The sequence below is a fragment of the Gilvimarinus japonicus genome (assembly GCF_042847215.1).
In the GTDB taxonomy this organism is placed as follows: domain Bacteria; phylum Pseudomonadota; class Gammaproteobacteria; order Pseudomonadales; family Cellvibrionaceae; genus Gilvimarinus; species Gilvimarinus japonicus.
Genome location: NZ_AP031500.1, coordinates 2,324,091 through 2,344,311, shown reverse-complemented (window position 1 = coordinate 2,344,311; position 20,221 = coordinate 2,324,091). Strand labels below are relative to the sequence as shown.

At 50.6% G+C, this 20,221-nt stretch carries 16 protein-coding genes; 15 read left to right on the top strand and 1 reads right to left on the bottom strand.

The genetic code is table 11. The features are described from left to right. Nucleotides 1-13: 13 nt before the first annotated feature. From rseP to dnaE, 9 genes are all read left to right on the top strand, one after another. Nucleotides 14-1,369 (top strand): RIP metalloprotease RseP, encoded by a 1,356-nt coding sequence (rseP, locus tag ACGHAD_RS10015; protein ID WP_339614998.1) that lies wholly within the window; start codon nt 14-16, stop codon nt 1,367-1,369. Between the two features lie 94 nt (nt 1,370-1,463). Beyond that, the gene (bamA, locus tag ACGHAD_RS10010) at nt 1,464-4,136 is read left to right on the top strand and encodes an outer membrane protein assembly factor BamA (RefSeq protein ID WP_382415288.1); all 2,673 of its coding nucleotides are present in this window, start codon (nt 1,464-1,466) and stop codon (nt 4,134-4,136) included. Nucleotides 4,137-4,223: 87 nt separating this feature from the next. Further along, entirely contained in the window at nt 4,224-4,745 is a 522-nt protein-coding gene (locus tag ACGHAD_RS10005) for an OmpH family outer membrane protein (protein ID WP_339615000.1), read from the top strand. Between the two features lie 17 nt (nt 4,746-4,762). Then, nucleotides 4,763-5,791, top strand: a complete 1,029-nt coding sequence (gene lpxD / locus ACGHAD_RS10000; RefSeq protein ID WP_382415290.1) for a UDP-3-O-(3-hydroxymyristoyl)glucosamine N-acyltransferase — start codon at nt 4,763-4,765, stop codon at nt 5,789-5,791. A 79-nt stretch (nt 5,792-5,870) separates the two neighbouring features. Beyond that, complete coding sequence (fabZ, locus tag ACGHAD_RS09995; protein ID WP_339615002.1) at nt 5,871-6,308, top strand: 3-hydroxyacyl-ACP dehydratase FabZ; 438 nt, start codon at nt 5,871-5,873, stop codon at nt 6,306-6,308. 18 nt (nt 6,309-6,326) lie between these two features. Next, nucleotides 6,327-7,103, top strand: coding sequence for an acyl-ACP--UDP-N-acetylglucosamine O-acyltransferase (gene lpxA, locus ACGHAD_RS09990; RefSeq protein WP_339615003.1), 777 nt, complete (start codon nt 6,327-6,329; stop codon nt 7,101-7,103). An 8-nt stretch (nt 7,104-7,111) separates the two neighbouring features. Then, nucleotides 7,112-8,305: a lipid-A-disaccharide synthase gene (gene lpxB / locus ACGHAD_RS09985; protein ID WP_382415293.1), complete on the top strand. Its 1,194-nt coding sequence runs from the start codon at nt 7,112-7,114 to the stop codon at nt 8,303-8,305. A gap of 11 nt (nt 8,306-8,316) precedes the next feature. Then, nucleotides 8,317-8,922, top strand: coding sequence for a ribonuclease HII (rnhB, locus tag ACGHAD_RS09980; RefSeq protein WP_382415295.1), 606 nt, complete (start codon nt 8,317-8,319; stop codon nt 8,920-8,922). A gap of 8 nt (nt 8,923-8,930) precedes the next feature. After that, nucleotides 8,931-12,434, top strand: a complete 3,504-nt coding sequence (gene dnaE / locus ACGHAD_RS09975) for a DNA polymerase III subunit alpha (protein ID WP_382415297.1) — start codon at nt 8,931-8,933, stop codon at nt 12,432-12,434. 191 nt (nt 12,435-12,625) lie between these two features. Here dnaE and ACGHAD_RS09970 read toward each other — a convergent pair whose 3' ends face one another. Further along, on the bottom strand, nt 12,626-13,123 hold the full coding sequence (locus ACGHAD_RS09970; RefSeq protein WP_339615007.1) for a MarR family transcriptional regulator: 498 nt from the start codon (nt 13,121-13,123) through the stop codon (nt 12,626-12,628). Nucleotides 13,124-13,433: 310 nt separating this feature from the next. Here ACGHAD_RS09970 and ectA point away from each other — a divergent pair, with 310 nt between their 5' ends. From ectA to ACGHAD_RS09940, 6 genes are all read left to right on the top strand, one after another. Further along, entirely contained in the window at nt 13,434-13,931 is a 498-nt protein-coding gene (ectA, locus tag ACGHAD_RS09965; protein ID WP_339615008.1) for a diaminobutyrate acetyltransferase, read from the top strand. A gap of 84 nt (nt 13,932-14,015) precedes the next feature. Beyond that, nucleotides 14,016-15,290: a diaminobutyrate--2-oxoglutarate transaminase gene (gene ectB / locus ACGHAD_RS09960; protein WP_339615009.1), complete on the top strand. Its 1,275-nt coding sequence runs from the start codon at nt 14,016-14,018 to the stop codon at nt 15,288-15,290. A 69-nt stretch (nt 15,291-15,359) separates the two neighbouring features. Further along, the gene (locus ACGHAD_RS09955) at nt 15,360-15,758 is read left to right on the top strand and encodes an ectoine synthase (RefSeq protein WP_339615010.1); all 399 of its coding nucleotides are present in this window, start codon (nt 15,360-15,362) and stop codon (nt 15,756-15,758) included. A 102-nt stretch (nt 15,759-15,860) separates the two neighbouring features. Then, a complete protein-coding gene (locus ACGHAD_RS09950) occupies nt 15,861-17,297 on the top strand; it encodes an aspartate kinase (RefSeq protein ID WP_382415300.1) in 1,437 nt (478 codons plus the stop codon). Beyond that, complete coding sequence (locus tag ACGHAD_RS09945) at nt 17,285-18,208, top strand: tetratricopeptide repeat protein (protein ID WP_339615012.1); 924 nt, start codon at nt 17,285-17,287, stop codon at nt 18,206-18,208. Before ACGHAD_RS09950 ends, ACGHAD_RS09945 begins: the two co-directional genes overlap by 13 nt. A 368-nt stretch (nt 18,209-18,576) precedes the next feature. Continuing rightward, nucleotides 18,577-20,211 carry a glucan biosynthesis protein G gene (locus tag ACGHAD_RS09940; protein WP_339615013.1) on the top strand — a complete coding sequence of 545 codons (1,635 nt, stop codon included), beginning with the start codon at nt 18,577-18,579 and terminating at the stop codon, nt 20,209-20,211. Nucleotides 20,212-20,221: the final 10 nt, after the last annotated feature.

Here is a 20,221-nt window from a genome sequence, read left to right as displayed (position 1 = left end):
AAATGAGGTAGCAGTGGGAATACTACAAATATTATTCTGGTTTTTTGTCGCCATCATCGTATTGGTGACGATCCATGAGTTTGGTCACTTTTATGTGGCCAGACGCTGTGGCGTCAAAGTGCTGCGCTTCTCCGTGGGCTTTGGCAAAGTTTTGTTGCGTCGCTACGACAAGTCCGGCACCGAATACGCGCTCTCGGCGATCCCCTTGGGTGGATACGTCAAAATGCTTGATGAGCGCGAGGGCAAGGTAGACCCGGCGGAGCAGCATCGAGCCTTTAACCGTCAGAGCGTTGCCAAGCGTATTGCCATTGTTCTGGCTGGCCCTGTGGCTAATTTTATTCTCGCTATTTTGGTTTTTTGGGTGTTGCTGGTGGCCAGCGGCGAGCGCGGTATTGCGCCGGTTATCGGTTCGGTAACGCCAAACTCGGTTGCTGCAGCGGCCAATCTAGAGGTGGGGCAGGAGATTCTCGCAGTCGATGGTGTCCCAACGGCCTCGTGGCAAAGTGTTCAGAGGCAGCTTTTGCGCCGGCTGGGTGAGAGCGGCCCGTTAACCTTTACCACCCGGTACCCGGACTCGAGCCTGCGCTACCAGTCTGAGGTAGAGCTAGACGGCTGGTTGCGCGGGGTGGCTGAGCCGGAGCCTTTATCCGGCCTTGGCGTCAAGCCTTTTGTGCCGCAAGTTGCCGCCATCGCGGCCGAAGTAAGCCCGGACAGTCCCGCCGCAAGTGCAGGCCTAATGCCCGGCGATAAAATTATTGCCGCGAATGATCAAAGCATCGACAGTGCGCGCGAATGGATAGATTACGTTAAAGCACGCCCCGGCCAAAGCATAGAGGTGCTGGTTGAGCGCGAGGGCGAGACGGTTACGCTCAGCATGACGCCGGCGGCGATCACCGAGGGCGGTGAAAGTTTTGGTCGGGTCGGTATGGCGATAGCGCCGGGGCAGTGGCCGGAGGATATGCTACGGACGCGCGAGTATTCTTTAGTGAGTGGTTTTGTCGCGGGCGTGGATAAAACCTGGGAAACTTCTGCCTTTGTCCTGTTGTCCGTTAAGAAGCTGATTTTTGGGGAAATTTCCACAAAAAACTTGAGTGGAGCAATCACCATTGCTAAGGTTGCGGGCTCTGAGGCTGAAAACGGCTGGCGCAGCTTTCTCGGGTTTTTAGCGTTACTTAGCGTGTCGCTCGGGGTCTTTAATTTATTACCGATACCGGTACTCGATGGTGGTCATTTAATGTACTACCTTGTCGAAGTCGTAAAGGGCAGTCCGGTATCAGAAAAAGTGCAAGCGGTGGGCTATCAGCTAGGGCTAGTCATGGTAATAGGCCTGACAATACTCGCGCTCTATAATGACATCATGAGGCTCTAATCCAGTAAGGAAACCGGTGGCCATCGGGTGTAGCCCGAAGGTTGACGGGCGTTGTGTTTGTACAAACTCATAATCCAAAAATAGAACGAACTATATGATGCAAGTTTTCATTCGATTATTCGGCCTGCTGTTGGCGGTGTGCTTCTCGGTTGCGGTACACGCTCAAACTTTTCGGGTCAATGATATACGTGTCGAGGGCTTGCAGCGGGTCTCTGCCGGTACTGTGTTTAGTGCGCTGCCGATTCGGGTCGGCGATACCTTGTCCAGTGTCGAGCTCCAGCGCGCCACCCGCGAACTGTTTAAGGTCGGCTTATTTACCGACGTCTCTATTGGTCGCGATGGCGATGTGTTGGTGTTGATGGTTAAAGAACGTCCCGCCATTAATGAAATCACCATTGAAGGCAACAAGGTTATTAAGACTGAGCAGTTGATGGAGAGCCTGACCGACAATGGATTGTCAGAAGGGCAGATTTATCAAAGCGCCACGCTTAACGGCATTAGCCAAGCTTTGGAGCGCGAATACATCGGTCAGGGCCGCTATGGTGCTTCGGTAGATATCGAAATTGAAGATTTGCCCCGCAACCAAGTGAAAGTGTTGATCACCATCGACGAAGGTGAGACTGCTCGGATTAAAAAGATTAACGTTGTGGGTAATGATGCGTTTGACAATGATACCCTGCTGGACCTTTTTGAGCTGCAAACCACCGGCTGGTTTTCCTGGATTACCGGTGATGATAAGTACAACCGTGAAAAGTTAACCGGCGATATTGAGCGGGTAGAGTCTTATTATCTCGATCGCGGTTATCTAGGTTTTAACCTCGACTCCACGCAGGTATCGCTGAGCCCGGATAAATCGCAGGTATTTATTACGCTTAATATTGCCGAGGGTGATGTTTATAAGGTTAGTGAAATTGACCTTGCCGGTGACCCGGCCATCGCCGAAGCTTATATTCGTCGTCTGATTTTGTTGCGCGAGGGGCAAACCTTTTCGCAAACGCTGATGACGACCACCTCCGAATACATTACGAATCGTTTAGGGAATGAAGGCTATACCTTCGCCGAAGTAGAGGGCATCCCCGAGCGTAACGAAGAAGATAAAACAGTAAAAGTTACCTTTTTTATCGATCCTAAAAAACGCGCTTATGTCCGTCGGATAAACTTTCGTGGCAATACCAGTACTAAAGATAATGTGCTGCGCCGCGAAATGCGGCAAATGGAAGGGGGCTCTGCCTCTACCGCGCAAATCGAACACTCTAAGGTGCGGCTGGAACGTCTAGGCTTCTTTAAAGAGGTGACAGTGGATACCGTTGAGGTGCCTGGCGTTGCCGATCAGGTGGATGTTGATTTTACGGTGGAAGAACAGCCTTCCGGTAGCATGGGGCTGCAGGTAGGCTATGCGCAGTATTCCGGTTTGTTATTGTCTGGCAACATTCAGCAGAACAACTGGTTTGGTACTGGTAAGCAGGTGGGTATTTCTGCCAGCCATTCACAGTATCAAACGGCTTACAGTTTTAACTATAACGACCCTTATTTTACTCCTGACGGTGTCAGCCGTGGGTTCGATCTGTTTTATCAAAGTAGTGACTACGGCCAGATCAATGTGGCGGGTTATAGCACCGATATCTTTGGTGGTAATGTCAGTTTTGGCTACCCGATTTCGGATATTGAGCGATTAAACTTTAGTGTTGGGTTTCGTAACTTGACGGTTAAGCCAAGCTCTTATTCTGTACGCGAGATCATTCGAACACCGATCTACTCTGATAGTGCTGAGTATATTACTCAAAGCGATTACCTCGACTTGCTGGATGACATCGCGTTCGGGAGTCTCCAGGCAGGAGACGATTTTCCTACGACTGCCTATGAAACCTTCCCCGTACCCTCTGACGAGGATGATGTTAACTCAATTAAAGGTGAGCCTGGGTTCTTAGACGTAAACGGCTCTGAGTTTCACGACTTTGTGAGTAAGGCGGCTTGGGCTAAGTCGACCCTAAACCGCGGGATATTGGCCACTCGTGGCGCCTCGCAGCGGTTAGGAATCGAGGTTGCACTGCCGGGTGGCGACCTCGAATATTACAAGTTGACCTACGATGCCCAGATGTTTCAGCCGTTGACGCGAAATCTCACCTTGCGTTTGCGCACCAGCCTGGGGTATGCCGACTCCTACGGTAAAACCGACGAACTTCCGTTCTTTGAGCATTATTACGCCGGTGGCTTTGGCTCGGTGCGTGGTTTTGAGCGCAACAGTTTGGGGCCCCGTGCAACACCTCCAGAGCAACAGTTTGCGCAGTACAGCACTTGGGATGATATAGATGGCGATGGTGTTATTGACCAAGGTGAGACGGGCGACTTTGTTAACGTTCTGTGTGAGGATCCAGAGCTCGGGAATTTGGATCAATTGACGACTTGTCGCCCTGGTGAGCTTATGACCCGATCGCGTCCGGTGACCGACCAAAGCAGTTCATTTGGCGGCAATTTCTTAGTCGAGACCAGTGTTGAGCTATTGTTTCCGCTGCCTTTTATCGAAGATCAGCGCTCTTTCCAGACCGCCTTTTTTGTCGATGCGGGTAATGTTTTCGATACAAGCTGTAGTTCTACCCAAGTTAACTGTTATGATTTCGCCCTTGATCGCATCAGCTCTGCTGCGGGTATTGGGCTGACTTGGATTTCGAGCTTTGGCCCTATGACTTTCAGTTTGTCTAAGCCGCTGCACAAAAATGAGTTTGATCGCGAAGAGAGCTTCCAGTTCTCCATGGGCCGTACATTCTAGTGGGCGTTAGAGGCTTCGGCTTCGTTAGAACTGAATAAACCGACCGTATAAAGTATAAATACGATTAAAACTATAGAGGAAAGCGTTGTGAACATTGTAAAGAATTTGCTACTTGCTATGACTTTGACTGCCACGGCCGCCACGGCTACCTCGGCATTTGCGGCCGATAAAGTTGTCGTGCTGGATATGCAAGCGGCTATCCTTGGTACCGACCTTGCTAAAAAGAGCATGGAAACCCTACAGAAAAATGCTGAGTTCACGGCCATGCGTGCCAAACTAGAAAGCTTGGTTGCCGATATTAAAGCGTTGCAAGAAAGCGCCGAAAAAGACGGCATGACCTGGTCGGAAGACAAGTTAGCCGAGCACCGTAAGAAAATTGAGTACCTACGGGCCGATTACGAGCTGGCGCAAAAGAAATTGCAGGCCGAACAGCAACAGGTTTTACAACGTGTTCAGCAAGAGTTGGCGCCTAAAGTTCGCCCCGTACTTGAAAAGCTTATCGAAGATGAAAAAATTGGCATGATTGTCAATGCCCAGTCTGTTTTTCACGCCGATGCAGATCACGATATTACCGCGCAATTGGTCGAGCGCCTGAATAAATCTCAGTAAGCTACGTGGAAAAGTGAGTGACTAACTACACCCTCCGCCAGCTGGCGGACTACCTAAGCGCTGAGATTGATACCAGCAATGCCGGTTTAGTGATAACCGGCATTGCTGGTTTGGCTGCGGCTAAAGATGATCAGATCACCTTTTTAGCGGGCGCCGCCTACTTAAAGCACCTGCCAGCTTGTAAAGCGGGTGCCGTTATATTGCGGCCGGCTGATGCCGAGCACTACAGCGGCGTCAAGCTCTTGGTTGAAAACCCTTATCTCGCCTATGCCCGCCTAAGTAAGCTATTTGATGTAAGTGGCGACACGATCCAGCGCTCGGTGCACGCCAGTGCTGTTGTTGCGCCTGATGCCCAGATTGGCGCGAATGTGAGTGTTGGTGCAAACGCGGTGATTGACAGCAAGGCTGTCATTGCGGACGACGCTATTATAGGTGCGGGGTGCTACATCGGTGCGGATGTGCTGATTGGAGCGCGTACCCGCATTGCGGCCAATGCCTCAATTTATCACGGTGTGGTTATCGGCGACGACTCCCTCCTGCATAGCAACTGCGTGATTGGGGCAGATGGTTTTGGCTTTGCGCCGGATGGCGAAGGCGGTTGGTGTAAAATTCATCAGCTGGGCGGCGTCACAATTGGCAATCGAGTCGAGATAGGTGCATCGACGACGATTGATCGCGGCGCGCTGGATGATACTGTTATTTGCGACGGGGTCAAAATTGACGATCAGGTGCATATCGCGCACAACTGTCGTATTGGTGAAAATAGCGCTATTGCCGCAAACTGCGGCTTGGCTGGCAGTACCATCATTGGCCGTAACTGCACCTTGGCCGGCGCAGTGGGTATTGTTGGTCATCTGGAGGTGACCGATAATGTGCACATCACGGGCATGACGATGGTCACTAAATCGATTACAGTGCCTGGCAGTTACAGCTCTGGAAGCAGCGCCATTGACACCCGCGAGTGGCGTAAAAATGCTGTCCGCTTCAATCAGCTCAACGATATTGCCTCTAGGGTTAAAGCCCTGGAGAGCGACCGGAATAAATAATCTACCAAAAAAGCGGCACTTATAAGGTGCCGGGTGGTGGATCAACCTGCGTATTAGTGCTAATAAGGCCACAAAAAAAATGATGGACGTAAACGAAATTCGAGAATACCTTCCGCACCGCTACCCGATGCTTTTGGTTGATCGTGTGGTGGAATTGGTGGAGGGCGAGTCTATCGTCGCCTATAAAAATATCACCATCAATGAAGATGTTTTTAACGGGCACTTTCCCGAGTTTCCGGTGTTTCCCGGTGTCCTGATTTTGGAGGCTCTGGCCCAGGCATCAGGTGTACTTGGTTTTAAAACCATGGATAAAAAACCTCAAGACGGCTCTATTTATTTGTTTGCCGGGGTCGATGACGTACGTTTTAAGCGGCAGGTTATCCCCGGTGATCGCTTGCAGCTGGAGTCGCAAATTATTTCGTCTAAACGCGGTGTTTGGAAGTTTGCCTGTAAAGCGACAGTAGATGGCGAATTGGCGGCATCGGCGACGATTCTTTGCGCTGATCGCAAAGTCTAACCAAGAGGCTGGATTGCGTTGACCTTGATAGCCCCCCAAGCAATTATTCACCCAGATGCCAAGCTTGCTGATGATGTGAGAGTTGGTCCTTGGACGATTATCGGTCCCGATGTTGAAATAGGGGCGGGAAGTGTTATTGCCTCCCACGTGGTAATTAAAGGGCCGACCCGAATTGGTAAAAACAACCAAGTATTTCAGTTTTCTACCGTTGGCGAAGATACCCCTGACTTAAAGTACAACGGCGAGCCGACGAGGCTGGTCATTGGCGATCACAATATTATTCGTGAGGGCGTGACCATTCATCGCGGCACGGTTCAGGATCGCTCTGAGACGACGATTGGTAATCACAACTTGATCATGGCTTACGTTCACATCGGCCACGACAGCGTGCTGGGTGATCACTGTATATTAGTGAATAATACCTCGCTCGCCGGGCATGTGGTTGTGGGTGATTGGGCCATTTTAAGCGGTTTTACCTTAGTCCATCAGTTTTGCAATATTGGCGCCCACAGCTTTAGTGGTATGGGGTGTGCCATAGGTAAAGATGTGCCAGCTTATGTGTTGGTTAATGGTGCGCCGGCGGCCGCAAAAAGCGTCAACGCTGAAGGCCTACGCCGCCGCGGTTTTAGTAAAGATGAGATAGCGGCTGTTAGCCGAGCGTTTAAAGTGATTTACCGCCGTGGATTAACCGTCGATGAAGCGCTATTGCAGCTTGAGCAGCTAGCGCTTGAGTGTCCGGCAATCAGGCCAATGATTGACTCTTTGACCACCTCTAAACGCGGCATCGTCCGCTGACCGGAGCTATGACTCAGACGCTGAAAGTCGGCATCGTTGCCGGAGAGGCCTCCGGCGATATTCTGGGGGCAGGTTTAATTCGTGCCCTAAAAAAACACTATCCGCATATTGAATTCGCTGGTATCGGCGGGCCGCGTATGCTGGCCGAAGGGTTTCACTCGTTTTTTCCTCAAGACCGCTTGGCTGTTATGGGGCTGATTGAGCCCTTAAAACGCCTGCCCGAGCTGTTGCGTATTCGCCGCTTTTTGGTTGAGCACTTTAGTGAGCAACAGCCAGCAGTGTTTATCGGTATTGACTCGCCCGACTTTAATTTAACCCTTGAAGAAAAGTTGCACGACAGTGGTGTAAAAACGGTTCACTACGTCAGTCCTTCGGTGTGGGCGTGGCGCCAGAGCCGCATTAAAAAAATTCGTCGCGCCGTTGATTTGATGTTGACCCTGCTGCCGTTTGAGGCAAAGTTTTATCAGGACCACGCGGTCCCTGTGCAGTTTGTTGGGCACACACTGGCTGATGATATTCCCCTTCAAACGGATATCGCGCTGGCGCGGGAGAAGCTGAAACTCGATTTGCCTACAGACACCCCGGTTGTGGCATTGTTGCCCGGTAGCCGGCAGGGCGAAGTCGAGCGTCTAGGGCCGGTTTTTTACCAGGCCGCACGTTTGTGTTTAAAGCAACGGCCAGGGCTTAGGTTTGTATTGCCAGCGGCCAGCGGCCAGCGGTATCGGCAAATTCATCAGCAGCTAAGTGAGTACAGCGACCTGCCGGTAACGTTAGTACAGGGCCAGTCCCACGAGGTAATGGCGGCGGCAGATGCAGTGGTGTTGGCATCTGGCACAACGGCCCTTGAGGCGATGTTACTGAAAAAGCCTATGGTGGTTAGTTATAAAATGGGCTGGTTATCGTACAAGATTATTTCAGCAATGTTGAAGGTGCCCTATGTGTCACTGCCTAATTTATTGGCCGGTGAAGAGTTGGTGCCTGAATTGATTCAAAAAGACGCCACTCCAGAGGCCATTGCTGCGCAAGTGCTAAAGTTTTTTGCCAATCCGCAAGAGGTGGCTGAATTAAAAGAGCGGTTTATTCAGCTGCACGACTCTTTGCGCTGCAATGCCAGTGCCACCGCCGCCGCGGCTATCGTCAAATTAATTGAGGGTGATGGTGCTGTGCCTTCAGAGCGTATCGAAAAGCACGCTCAGACCTAGAGGTTTATATCATGGAACCGTTTGTCTCTTGTTATAACGGGGTGTTAGCCGCTGGGGTTGATGAGGTAGGCCGGGGTCCGCTAGCGGGGGATGTCGTTGCGGCGGCGGTTATACTTGACCCTGACGCACCGATAGACGGTCTTAATGACTCCAAAAAACTAACTGAAAAACGCCGAAACCACCTTTTTACGCTCATCAAAGAGCGAGCTATGAGTTATTGTATTGCTCGCGCCAGTGTTGCCGAAATTGATTCGATAAATATTTTGCAAGCAAGCTTGTTGGCTATGCGGCGCGCCGTCGAAGGTTTGTCGGTTGAGCCAGAACACGTTCTGGTTGATGGCAACAAAATCCCCAAGTGGCGCTACACCGCCGAGGCCGTAGTTAAAGGCGACAGCCGGGTTGCCGCTATCAGTGCCGCCTCCATTTTGGCAAAAGTCACCCGCGATGCCGAAATGGTAGCGTTTGATAAAATGTATCCAGGTTACGGATTTGCGGGGCATAAGGGCTACCCGACCAAGGTGCACATGCAAGCGTTGGCAACCTTGGGGGTTAGTGATATTCACCGCCGCTCGTTTGCGCCGGTTAAACAACAGCTAGAACAATTAACTATTTTTTAACGGTATTTATGACTGCACAATTTGTACATCTCCGGCTGCATACAGAGTATTCGTTATCGGATAGCTTAATTCGTATTAAGCCTTTGGCGGCACGCTTAAATGAGTTGGGTATGCCAGCGTGCGGCGTGTCTGACCAAACCAATTTCTATGGCTTAATAAAGTTTTATAAGGCCATGCAAGGGCAGGGCATTAAGCCAATAGTTGGCTGTGACTTTTTTATTAATGGTGTCGATTCGGAAGCGAAGCCAACTCTTATTACGTTGCTGGCGATGAACGATGCTGGCTATAAAAACATTATTGCGCTTATATCCCGTGCCTATCAAAAAGGTCAGCAACAGGGTGTTGCGTATGTAGAGCGAGGTTGGGTTAGTGAGTTTTCCGGCGGTGTGATCGCGTTGTCGGGTGGGCGCTTAGGTGACATTGGCTTGTCACTGTTGTCGGGGCGTAATGCCCAGGCGCGGACTGAGCTTGCTCACTGGATGAGAGAGTTTCCGGGACGTTTTTATTTAGAGTTGCAGCGAACCGGGCGAGAGTACGAGGAGTCGTACTTGCACGCAGCGGTCGCATTGGCCGATGAAGTGCAGTGCCCTGTGGTGGCCACTAACGATGTGCGTTTTTTGCAGAGTGATGATTTTGAAGTGCACGAAGCTCGGGTGTGCATTGCTGAGGGGCGGGCTCTGGATGATCCGCGGCGAGAGCGTCGTTACTCCGAGCAACAGTATTTGCGCTCGGCAGGCGAAATGCGGGAGTTGTTTAGCGATATTCCAGAGGCCCTTGAAAACTCGGTAGAAATTGCCAAGCGCTGCACGGTCAATATTCAGCTCGGTGAATACTTTTTGCCACAATATCCCATTCCGGATGGGATGACGGAAAACGAATTTTTCAAAAAAGTCTGCCTAGATGGCATGGATATGCGGCTTGAGAAAATCCTGGATAAAGCGGCGGCGGATTACGCCGAGCGTTATCAGGTGTATCGCGAGCGAATGCAGTTCGAGCTGGATATTATCCTGCAGATGGGTTTCCCCGGTTACTTCCTCATCGTAATGGACTTTATTCGCTGGGCAAAAGAAAACGGTATTCCCGTGGGGCCCGGGCGTGGTTCGGGTGCCGGTTCATTGGTTGCCTATTCGCTAGAGATTACCGATCTTGATCCGCTGCAATATGATTTACTGTTCGAGCGGTTTTTGAATCCAGAGCGGGTATCGATGCCTGACTTTGACGTCGACTTCTGCATGGAAAATCGCGACCGCGTTATTAGTTACGTGGCTGAAGCCTATGGCCGCGAGGCGGTGAGCCAGATTATCACCTTCGGTACTATGGCGGCAAAAGCGGTGGTGCGCGACGTGGCAAGGGTGCTGGGTAAGTCCTATGGCTTGGCCGATAAACTCTCGAAGATGATTCCGCCAACTCCAGGGATGACGCTGAAGCAGGCGCTAGAGGAGGTCGATATACTGCGCGAGCTGCTCGAGACCGACGGCGATGCGCAAGAGATTTGGGATATGGCGGTTAAGCTCGAAGGCTTAACGCGCAACGTGGGTAAACACGCCGGTGGTGTGGTTATTGCCCCTGATCAGTTGATTGATTTCTCGCCGCTTTACTGTGACGAATCCGGCAAAGGGTTGGTGACGCAATACGATAAAAATGATGTTGAAGATGCCGGGCTTGTAAAGTTTGACTTCTTGGGGCTGCGTACTCTTACTATTATCGACTGGGCACTAGAGATGATCAATGCCCAGCGGGCGAAAGCAGATCAGCCCCCGCTAGATATTACGACGATTGAGTTAGACGATAAGCCCACGTTCGATTTGCTTAAGCGCGCCGAAACCACCGCTGTGTTTCAGCTGGAATCGCGCGGTATGAAAGATCTTATCAAGCGCTTAAAGCCAGATAACCTTGAGGACATGATTGCACTGGTGGCTTTGTTTCGGCCGGGGCCACTGGATTCGGGGATGGTGACTGACTTTGTAAACCGAAAACACGGTAAAGCCGAAGTCGCGTATCCCGATGCCAAATATCAGCACAAATGTTTGGAGCCGATTCTTAAGCCAACCTACGGCGTTATTGTTTATCAAGAGCAAGTAATGCAAATCGCTCAGGAGCTGGCCGGTTACAGCTTGGGCGGTGCAGATTTGCTGCGTCGTGCCATGGGTAAGAAAAAGCTCGAAGAGATGGCCAAGCAACGAGAATTCTTTGCCGAGGGTGCAAAAGGCAAGGGCATTGATCCTGATCTGGCGATGAAGATCTTTGATCTGGTAGAAAAATTTGCCGGCTACGGTTTTAACAAGTCGCACTCGGCCGCTTACGCGCTGGTGTCGTATCAAACCGCTTGGCTAAAAGCTCATTATCCCGCGCATTTTATGGCGGCGACTATGAGCTCGGACATGGATAAAACCGATAAAGTTGTGACCTTTATCGAAGAGTGTCGCACTATGGGGCTGACGCTATTACCCCCCGATGTAAACCGTGGTGAATTAAAATTCACGGTTGATGACGACAACAATGTTATTTACGGGCTTGGCGCTATTAAAGGGCTGGGTGAGGGACCTGTCGATAGTATTATCCAAGCTCGTGAAAGTGGCGGTCCATTTAAAGATTTGTTTGATTTCTGTGCCCGCATCGACCCGCGCAAAGTGAATAAGCGAGCTCTAGAGGCTTTGATTCGCTCGGGTGCGGCCGACAACCTTGGGCCGAGCCGCAGTTTGGATCATGACCGGGCGGTAATGTTTGCCGCGATAACCGAGGCTGTTAAAGCGGCCGAGCAAAGTGCAGCCAATGCCAGCGCGGGTATGGTCGATTTGTTTGGCGATGTCGTACCCGCCGCGGCTAGTGCGGAAGACGCATACCGAGATTTTGCCCGCGTGCGCCCTTGGTCGATGAAGGAGCGTCTCACGGCCGAAAACGAGACACTCGGTCTTTACCTGACCGGTCACCCAATCGATGAGTACGACCAAGAGATCAACTTTTTAGTCTCTTCGCGAATTGCCAATATTACACCAGACAAAAGCAGTCAGCGCATTGGCGGTTTAGTGGTGGCAACACGCACCATGAAAACCAAGCGTGGCGACACAATGGCGTTTATTACACTGGATGATCGCACCGGGCGTATTGAGATTGCCGTGTTCTCGGATACTTTTAACGAGTGTCGAGAGCTATTAGTCAAAGACGCACTGTTGCTGGTCGAGGGGCAAGTTAGCCACGATGAGTACAGTAATAGCCTCAAGATGCGTGCCGATGCGGTCCGTAATTTAGCCGAGGTACGTCAAGAGAAAGCCCGCGCATTGTGCTTGTCCCTTAATGCTGGCGAGCTGGGGGCAAATGCCTCGGCGCGCTTGCGCGAATGCCTTGAGCCGTATCGCGATGGCCGGTGTCCGATTGTGATCGCTTATCAGCGCTCAGATGCTCGTTGCCAGTTGCGGCTGGGGGCTCAATGGTGCGTGCGCCCAGAGGATGAGCTGCTGCAACGATTGCGAGATGACTTCGGCGCCAGTAGCGTGCGGCTTGACTACCGCTAATAAAAAAAGGATTAGTAAAATAGCGGTTGATAGGTAAATGCTTAGTACTCTAATGGCTGTAGAGGCAGGTAACCTTGTCTAAAAGAGTATTAGGGCACTAAGCAATATTTGAATGCACGCTTGCAACCTAGGCGGCTTATCTTAATCTGCATATAGCACTGTTCGCGCCGTACAGTGTGGGCTATGCCCGGTTAGTTGTGCTCGTTTTTTTCTATTTCGCCGCGATCTAGGGCCCCAACATCCAGGAAGGGGGAGGCGTCTAGGGTTTCGGCATTCATCATCTCGGCGACTCGTTGCAGTGACGCAATAATCATCCCTTGCTCCCAGTCATTCAAGTTCTTAAAGCGCCTGACAAAGTCGTCTTGCAGGGCTGTTGGGGCACTTTCCAGTATTTTGCTGCCCTTGTGAGTCAGCTGTGGGTAGACTTTACGTTTATCTTGCTGCGATCGCACCCGTGTTATCAGCTCGCGCTTTTCTAAGCGGTCGAGCACGGTGGTCACCGTGGCTTGGGACAAGCTCATGTCTCGGGCCAGTTCGCTAATGGTCATATCGCCTTTATTTTGCAGTATTTGCATAAGCAATAGCTGCGGCCCCGTTACCGAAGCCGTTTTAACCAGCTTTTTTGAGTGTAGGTCCGTGGCGCGAATAACGCGGCGCAGTGATACCAGCACCTCTTCTATTTTATCCATTGCGGTTCTCTGGTTGGAAAGTGCGAAATTATAAGCAGTTTTTGCTTCGAGTCCTAATATTTCTGCATCTATTGGATAGTTCGCTGCATTGGCCATAGTAGTGCCTCGATGGAGTAGAGTGTCTCTGGACTTACCAAAGTACTTAGTGTACTATACATTAAAACTTAGACCACTAAACAAATATTTTGCTTGTCTCGCTCGATTAACGACGAAATAAGGCAATAATCAAGAGGTGCCGCTGCTAAGCGCGACATTTCGTCATCGTTTGGGGTTTATCGTTTAATTTAGTTTTCAGGGGAATGCATTAGTTATGAGTGATTCAGACACAGTTTTATTGCGCCACCCCACTGCCGCCGATGGTTATGCATTAAATCAGTTGGTTGCGGCCAATCCGCCGCTCGACCCCAATTCGATTTACTGCAACCTCCTGCAGTGCTCGCACTTTGCCGATACGGCAATAGCGGCCTTTAAAGGTGAGCAAATGGTGGGCTTTGCCTCAGGCTATGTGCTCCCTAAAGAGCCTAACGTATTGTTTGTTTGGCAAATCGTCGTCGACCCGGCGGCTCGAGGTTTAGGACTTGCCAAAAAGTTGGTGAAGGCTCAGCTAGCCAGCGACGCCTGCGAGCGGGTGACTCATATGCATACCACGATCACGCCCGACAACGAAGCGTCCTGGGGAGTATTTAAATCCTTGGCCCGGGACTTACAAGCCGAGTTGAACAGCGACGTCTACTTCGAGAAAGAACAGCATTTTGGAGGTGTTCACGACGATGAACACCGCTTGGTTATCGGCCCTTTTAAGCGCTAACGCTAGGGCAGTTGGGGCGGAGTCGTTAGGCCTGCCATTTACTACGCGAATTTTTGCAAAAGATTACTTATTTGAGGATATAGCATGAAGATTTTTGACGAGATGGAATCAGAAGTTCAGTCTTACGCGCGATCGTTTCCGGTAGTGTTTAACAAGGCTAAAGACTGCTATCTCTACACTGACTCGGGCGAGCGTTACATCGATTTTCTCTCGGGTGCGGGTTCTTTGAACTATGGCCACAACAACGACAACATCAAGCAGGCGTTGGTTGATTATATCGCTGAAGACGGGATTACCCACGGCTTGGATATGCACAGCGATGCCAAGCGCAACTTTCTTGAGGTTTTCCGCGATAAAATTTTAGCCCCCCGCGATATGGAATATGTCGTGCAGTTTACCGGCCCAACCGGTACCAACGCGGTAGAGGCGGCGTTAAAAATTGCTCGTAAAATTACCGGTCGCAGCAATATTATTTCTTTCACTAATGGTTTTCACGGCTGCTCTTTGGGCGCTGTAGCGGTAACCGGTAATCAGCATCACCGGGGCGGCGCTAACGTTTCTTTATGTGATGTTGATCGCATGCCATTTTGTGGCTATTACGGCCGTGATGTCGACACTGTGAAAATGATGGATAAGCTGTTGTCAGACCCATCCAGTGGTATCGATAAGCCTGCGGCAATGATTCTTGAAGCCGTGCAAGGTGAGGGCGGTCTTAACGTCGCTACTAACGAGTGGTTGCAGGCGGTTGATAAGCTTTGTAAAAAGCACGGTATTTTGTTGATTTTGGATGATATTCAGGCAGGCTGTGGTCGCACTGGTACTTTCTTTAGTTTTGAGAAAGCGGGTATTAAACCAGATGTCATCACTCTGTCTAAATCACTTAGCGCTTATGGCCTGCCGTTCGCAGTGGTATTGATTAAGCCAGAATTGGATCAGTGGGAGCCGGGTGAGCACAATGGTACGTTCCGTGGCAACAACCACGCGTTTGTTACCGCAGCGGCGGCTATTGAGCACTACTGGAGCGACAATAAGCTGGAGCTGGCAGTGCAAGAAAAAGCCGAGCTGGTCACCAAGCGGTTCAAGAAGATTATTGATGCCCACGGTGGTATTGCTCTGGGACTCAAAGGTCGCGGTTTAATGCAGGGCATTGATTGCCGTACTGGCGAGCTGGCGGGCAAGGTCTGCGCACAAGCGTTTAAAAATGGTCTGGTGATTGAAACCTCAGGTAATCACAGTCAAATCGTTAAATGTTTTTGTCCATTAACGATTGCGACGGAAGCGCTTTCTGAGGGGCTGGATAAGCTCGAGCAGAGCTTTGCTGAAGTATTCGCTGACGAGAAATTAAAAAAAGCATCATAATACGTGATTAACGTATTTCGATTGGCGGCTTTTAGCCGCCATTTTTAATAGATTTTGTAGGAGTGAGCAATGATTGTTAGACACTTAAAAGACGCGGAAAAAACCGATCGTAAAATTGTATCAGAGGGCTGGGACAGCACCCGCTTGTTATTAAAAAACGATGGCATGGGTTTTTCGTTTCATATCACGACTATTTATCGCGATGCTGAGTTGCACCTGCACTACCAAAACCACCTGGAGACTGTGTACTGCATTAGCGGTTACGGCTCGGTGGAAACCGTTGCCGACGGTAAGGTGTACCAAATTGCGCCCGGCACCGTTTATAACTTGAACTTAAATGATAAACACATTCTTCGCGCCGATGAAGAAATGAAAATGGCGTGTGTATTTAACCCGCCCTTGCACGGTAAAGAGGTGCACAATGCTGAAGGCGCGTATGAGTTAGATGCCGAAGAAGTTTCAGACTGAGGTCACAGCTGATAATAGCCAGGGCTTAAAGTTATGGCTTAATTAAGCCCTGGTTGTTTCGTTTTTGTTCCACTCAGTCACAGGCATCGCAAGGGTAATAGTATGAACCATACAGTAGAGAAAATCGGTGGCACCTCCATGAGTGAATACTCGGCGGTGCGCGATAACGTCATCTTAAAAGGAAACAACAGCAACGACATCTATAACCGGGTGTTTGTCGTCTCGGCCTACGGTGGCATGACTGACCTATTGCTGGAAAACAAAAGCAACGGCAAGCCAGGTGTTTATGGCCTGTTCGCCAACACTAGCAATGATGACGAGTGGCATGAAGCCTTTGAAACTCTGCGTGATAAAATGTTTGCTATTAACCTTAAGCTGTTTGGCGAGACTGAGCTTGGGCGTCAGGCGGACGAGTTTATCTCGGGTCGTCTGAGTGACGCTGAGCGTGTGCTGACTGACTTACAACGCCTGTGTCAGCACGGCCATTTTGAGTTGCAAGCACACCTGTTTACTGTACGCGAGATGCTTGCCAGTATCGGTGAGGCTCACAGTGCGTGGAATATGGCGCATTTGCTACAGCGCGATGGTATTAATGCGCGCTTTATCGATTTGTCGGGTTGGCAGGCGGAAGGGGCTGAGAATCTTGACACTATGATTAGCCAGTCGTTTGCCGGTGTTAACTATGACACTGAGCTGCTTATCGCTACCGGTTATACACACTGCGACAATGGCTTAATGGCCAGTTTTGATCGCGGCTACAGCGAGATGACATTCAGCCGTATCGCCGTAATTACTGGCGCACGTGAGGCGATTATCCATAAAGAGTACCACTTGAGCAGTGCCGACCCACGTTTGGTGGGCGCCGATAAAGTGGTACCCATTGGGCGCACTAATTACGATGTTGCTGACCAGTTAGCCAATTTGGGCATGGAGGCAATTCACCCTCGCGCGGCAAAAGGCTTGCGTCAGGCGGATATTCCCTTGCGGGTGATGAATACCTTCGAGCCCGAGCATTCCGGCACCTTGATTACCGGTGATTACGTAAGTGATACCCCTAGGGTCGAGATTATTGCCGGCCGCCGCCGGGTTTACTCGATTGAGTTGTTCGATCAGGACATGATGGGCAACATTGATAGTTACGATTCGGCTATACTGAAAACCATTGCACGCTACAAAGCGCACGTGGTGAGTAAAGATATTAATGCCAATACCATTACCCATTATGTGGCCGCAAATTTAAAAACGGTTAACCGTATTCGGCGGGTGCTTGAAGAGGCCTACCCAGATGCCGAGATTAATACCCGCAAGGTCGCGGTCGTCTCGGCGATTGGTAGCGATATGAAGGTTCCGGGCATGCTGGCCAAAACCGTATCGGCACTGAGTGAGGTGAATATCAGTATTCTCGCCATGCACCAATCTATAAGACAGGTGGATATGCAGTTTATTCTCAATGAAGACGATTATGATCTGGCGGTGCAAAGCTTGCATCGCTGCCTGATTGAAGTCCATGATCACGGGGACGCCATATGCGCGGCTTAACCTTCGGCGCGCTGATGTGGTTGGTGTTGAGCGCCTTAGGCGCTCACGCGGACGACACCACAGATAATACTGACGATGGGGCCCAAGTGGCCCCATCGTCAGTTGCGGGCCCTGATGTTGATAAAACCTTAAGAGAAACCGTCGAAAACTTAGACGAGGCAATGTATAGCCCGTTTATTGAACGGTACATGCTGGATGAATTGAAGGCTCTGCGCACCGAGATGGCCGCCCAGCGTATAGAGCTGACCGAGAAGCTGGTTGACCGCCACGTCGAGTCTATCGACCGCGGTGTTAGCTACGCCACCAATACGATCACCTACTTCTTTTACCTTATCGCCGGCGTCAGCTCGATCCTGGTGTTAGTAGGCTGGACCTCCGTACGTGATATTAAAGAGCGTATGAATAAAATTGCCGATGAAGAAGTCGGCAAGCTTGTTGAGACTTACGAAAAACGTTTACGTTTAATTGAGCACCAGCTGACGCAAAAAACCCAGCATATTGACGAAAACCGGGAAGAGATTGAGCGCACCCAGGAATTACACTCCCTGTGGCTAAAGGCTGCCCAAGAAACGCTCTCAGCCAATAAAATTGCGATTTACGATCAAATCTTAGAAATGCGGCCAGATGACTGTGAGGCTTTAACCTACAAAGCGGACGAGGTGCTAGAGTTAGGTGAGGTGCAGTGGGCTATTAACTTATGCCAGCATGCTCTGACCATCGACCCCGATAATGCCCACGCGTTTTATCAGTTGGCCTGTGCTAAAACTATGCTGGGCAATCACGATCAGGCGATTCACTACTTGCGCGAAACCCTAGAGCGCGCCGATAGTTATCGACAAACGGTTATGGAAGACCCCGCGTTAGAGCCCCTGTACGAGCTTGAAGAATTTAAAGCGTTATTGTCAAATTAAACGAGGTGCTTTTAATCTTGTTGTGCTTCGAGCCTGAACCGAAGCACAACACAGGTGTGCCTCGTTCTCAGGTTTTTAGCCTTTCTCAGAGCGTATAATTCCCGCCCCTTAGTGCAACCCTTACCCAACTCTACAAGGGTATGTAAGAGCTACAACGTCGTGTCCACTACGGCTAAAGAGCCGCGGGCTTAATCTCTATTCCTTCTGTGCTTTAGCGCACAAATTTGCTCGCTTTTGTGGCGGGCTGCGCTCTTTTGCACGCAAATGTGGCGGGCATCTTAACTGGCAAGCAAATTGCTCTCGATAGGTTTCTGATTGATCTTGGACTCAAGGTTATCGTATATCAATATCTGATTCGGGACTGAACTATGAGTGATGCGTCGCACAGTTATCGCGAGCAGGGGGAGCTTGAGCTCACCTCTGTGTTAAAACGACTTTTTTACGGTACGTTGTTTTTTACGTGCCTTGCGTTAACTGGATTATCGCTACCAAGCGCTGCCCAATCTGCGCCAGAGGCGACCGCTAATACACCCGATGTGGTGTTTGCGACGGTTAAAGAGCGCGCCCAGGCTCTGGCTGACAAGCCTTACCAAAAGCCCGACCACAATGTGCCAGAGGCATTGGCTGCCATGAACTACGAGCAGTATCGCTCGATACACTTTCGCCGCGAGGCGGGCTTGTGGCAGCGAGACTCATTGTTTGAAGTTCAATTTTTTCACCCCGGCTTTTATTACAATGAGCCCGTAACAATTACCACTGTCGACAAAGCGGGAAGCAATACTCGTGTCCCGTTTAAGTCCGAATATTTTCGCTATGGCGATCAGGCCAAACCAGTGATGGATGCTGTGACGGAGGACCTTGGTTTTGCTGGTTTTCGCGTGCATTATCCACTCAATGAGGCAGATCGTAAAAGCGAGTTTGTGGTCTTTCAAGGTGCGACTTATTTTCGTTTAGTGGGCCCCGGTCAAGTGTATGGCTTGTCGGCTCGCGGTTTGGCGATCGATACAGCCGAGAGCAGTGGTGAAGAGTTTCCGGTATTTCGGGATTTTTGGTTGTTACAACCCGACAAAGAACAAACGACCATGACGGTAGTCGCGCTGATGGATAGCCCGTCTATCAGTGGTGCTTATCGCTTTACCTTAGCGCCCGGTGCGCCAACCGTCGTCGATGTGGATGCTGTCTTGTATCCTAGAACCGAGATCAACAAAGTTGGTGTGGCACCACTAACCAGTATGTTTCACCACGGTGAAAACAGTACCAACTACGTCGATGATATTCGCCCTGAGATACACGACTCGGATGGTTTACTGCTTAACAGCTCACAAGGCGACTGGATATGGCGGCCTCTGAGCAACCCCAAATCGCTGCGTGTGTCCTCGTTACAAGATACCAACCCCAAGGGGTTCGGTTTGTTACAGCGGGATCGGGAGTTCAACAGTTACCTTGATGCCGAGGCGCACTACTCGGACCGCCCCAGTTTATGGGTCACCCCTAAGGGCGAGTGGGGCGAGGGTCGGGTAGAGTTGGTGGAGATTCCCACCAACTCCGAAACCAATGACAATATTGTCGCCTACTGGGTGCCTAAGCAACCATTAGCGCCAAACACAGAGCACTTGTTTTCGTATCAGTTGCGTACCTTTGAAGAGCGCTTGCCGAGCCAAGGGCTGGCTCAGGTCGAGCGAACCCGCACTGGTTGGGCGGCGATCCCGGGACAAGAGGATGGCCCGCCACGAACGCATCGCAAATTCGCCATCGATTTTACCGGCGGTGAATTAGACAACATCTCTACCGAGGCCAAGCTGAAGGCAAAAGTGAGTGCCATGGGCGGTGAGATCACACACATCGTCGTTGAGCCGCTGCCGGTTAAAGGAATGTGGCGTGTGGCGTTTACTCTGATTCCCGAAGGCGAAGGGCCTGCCGATATGCAGGTGTCATTAACAATGCGCGATCAACAGCTGAGTGAGGTATGGAGCTATGTCTGGTATCCCGACAGTGTGCAGTGAGGCATCAACC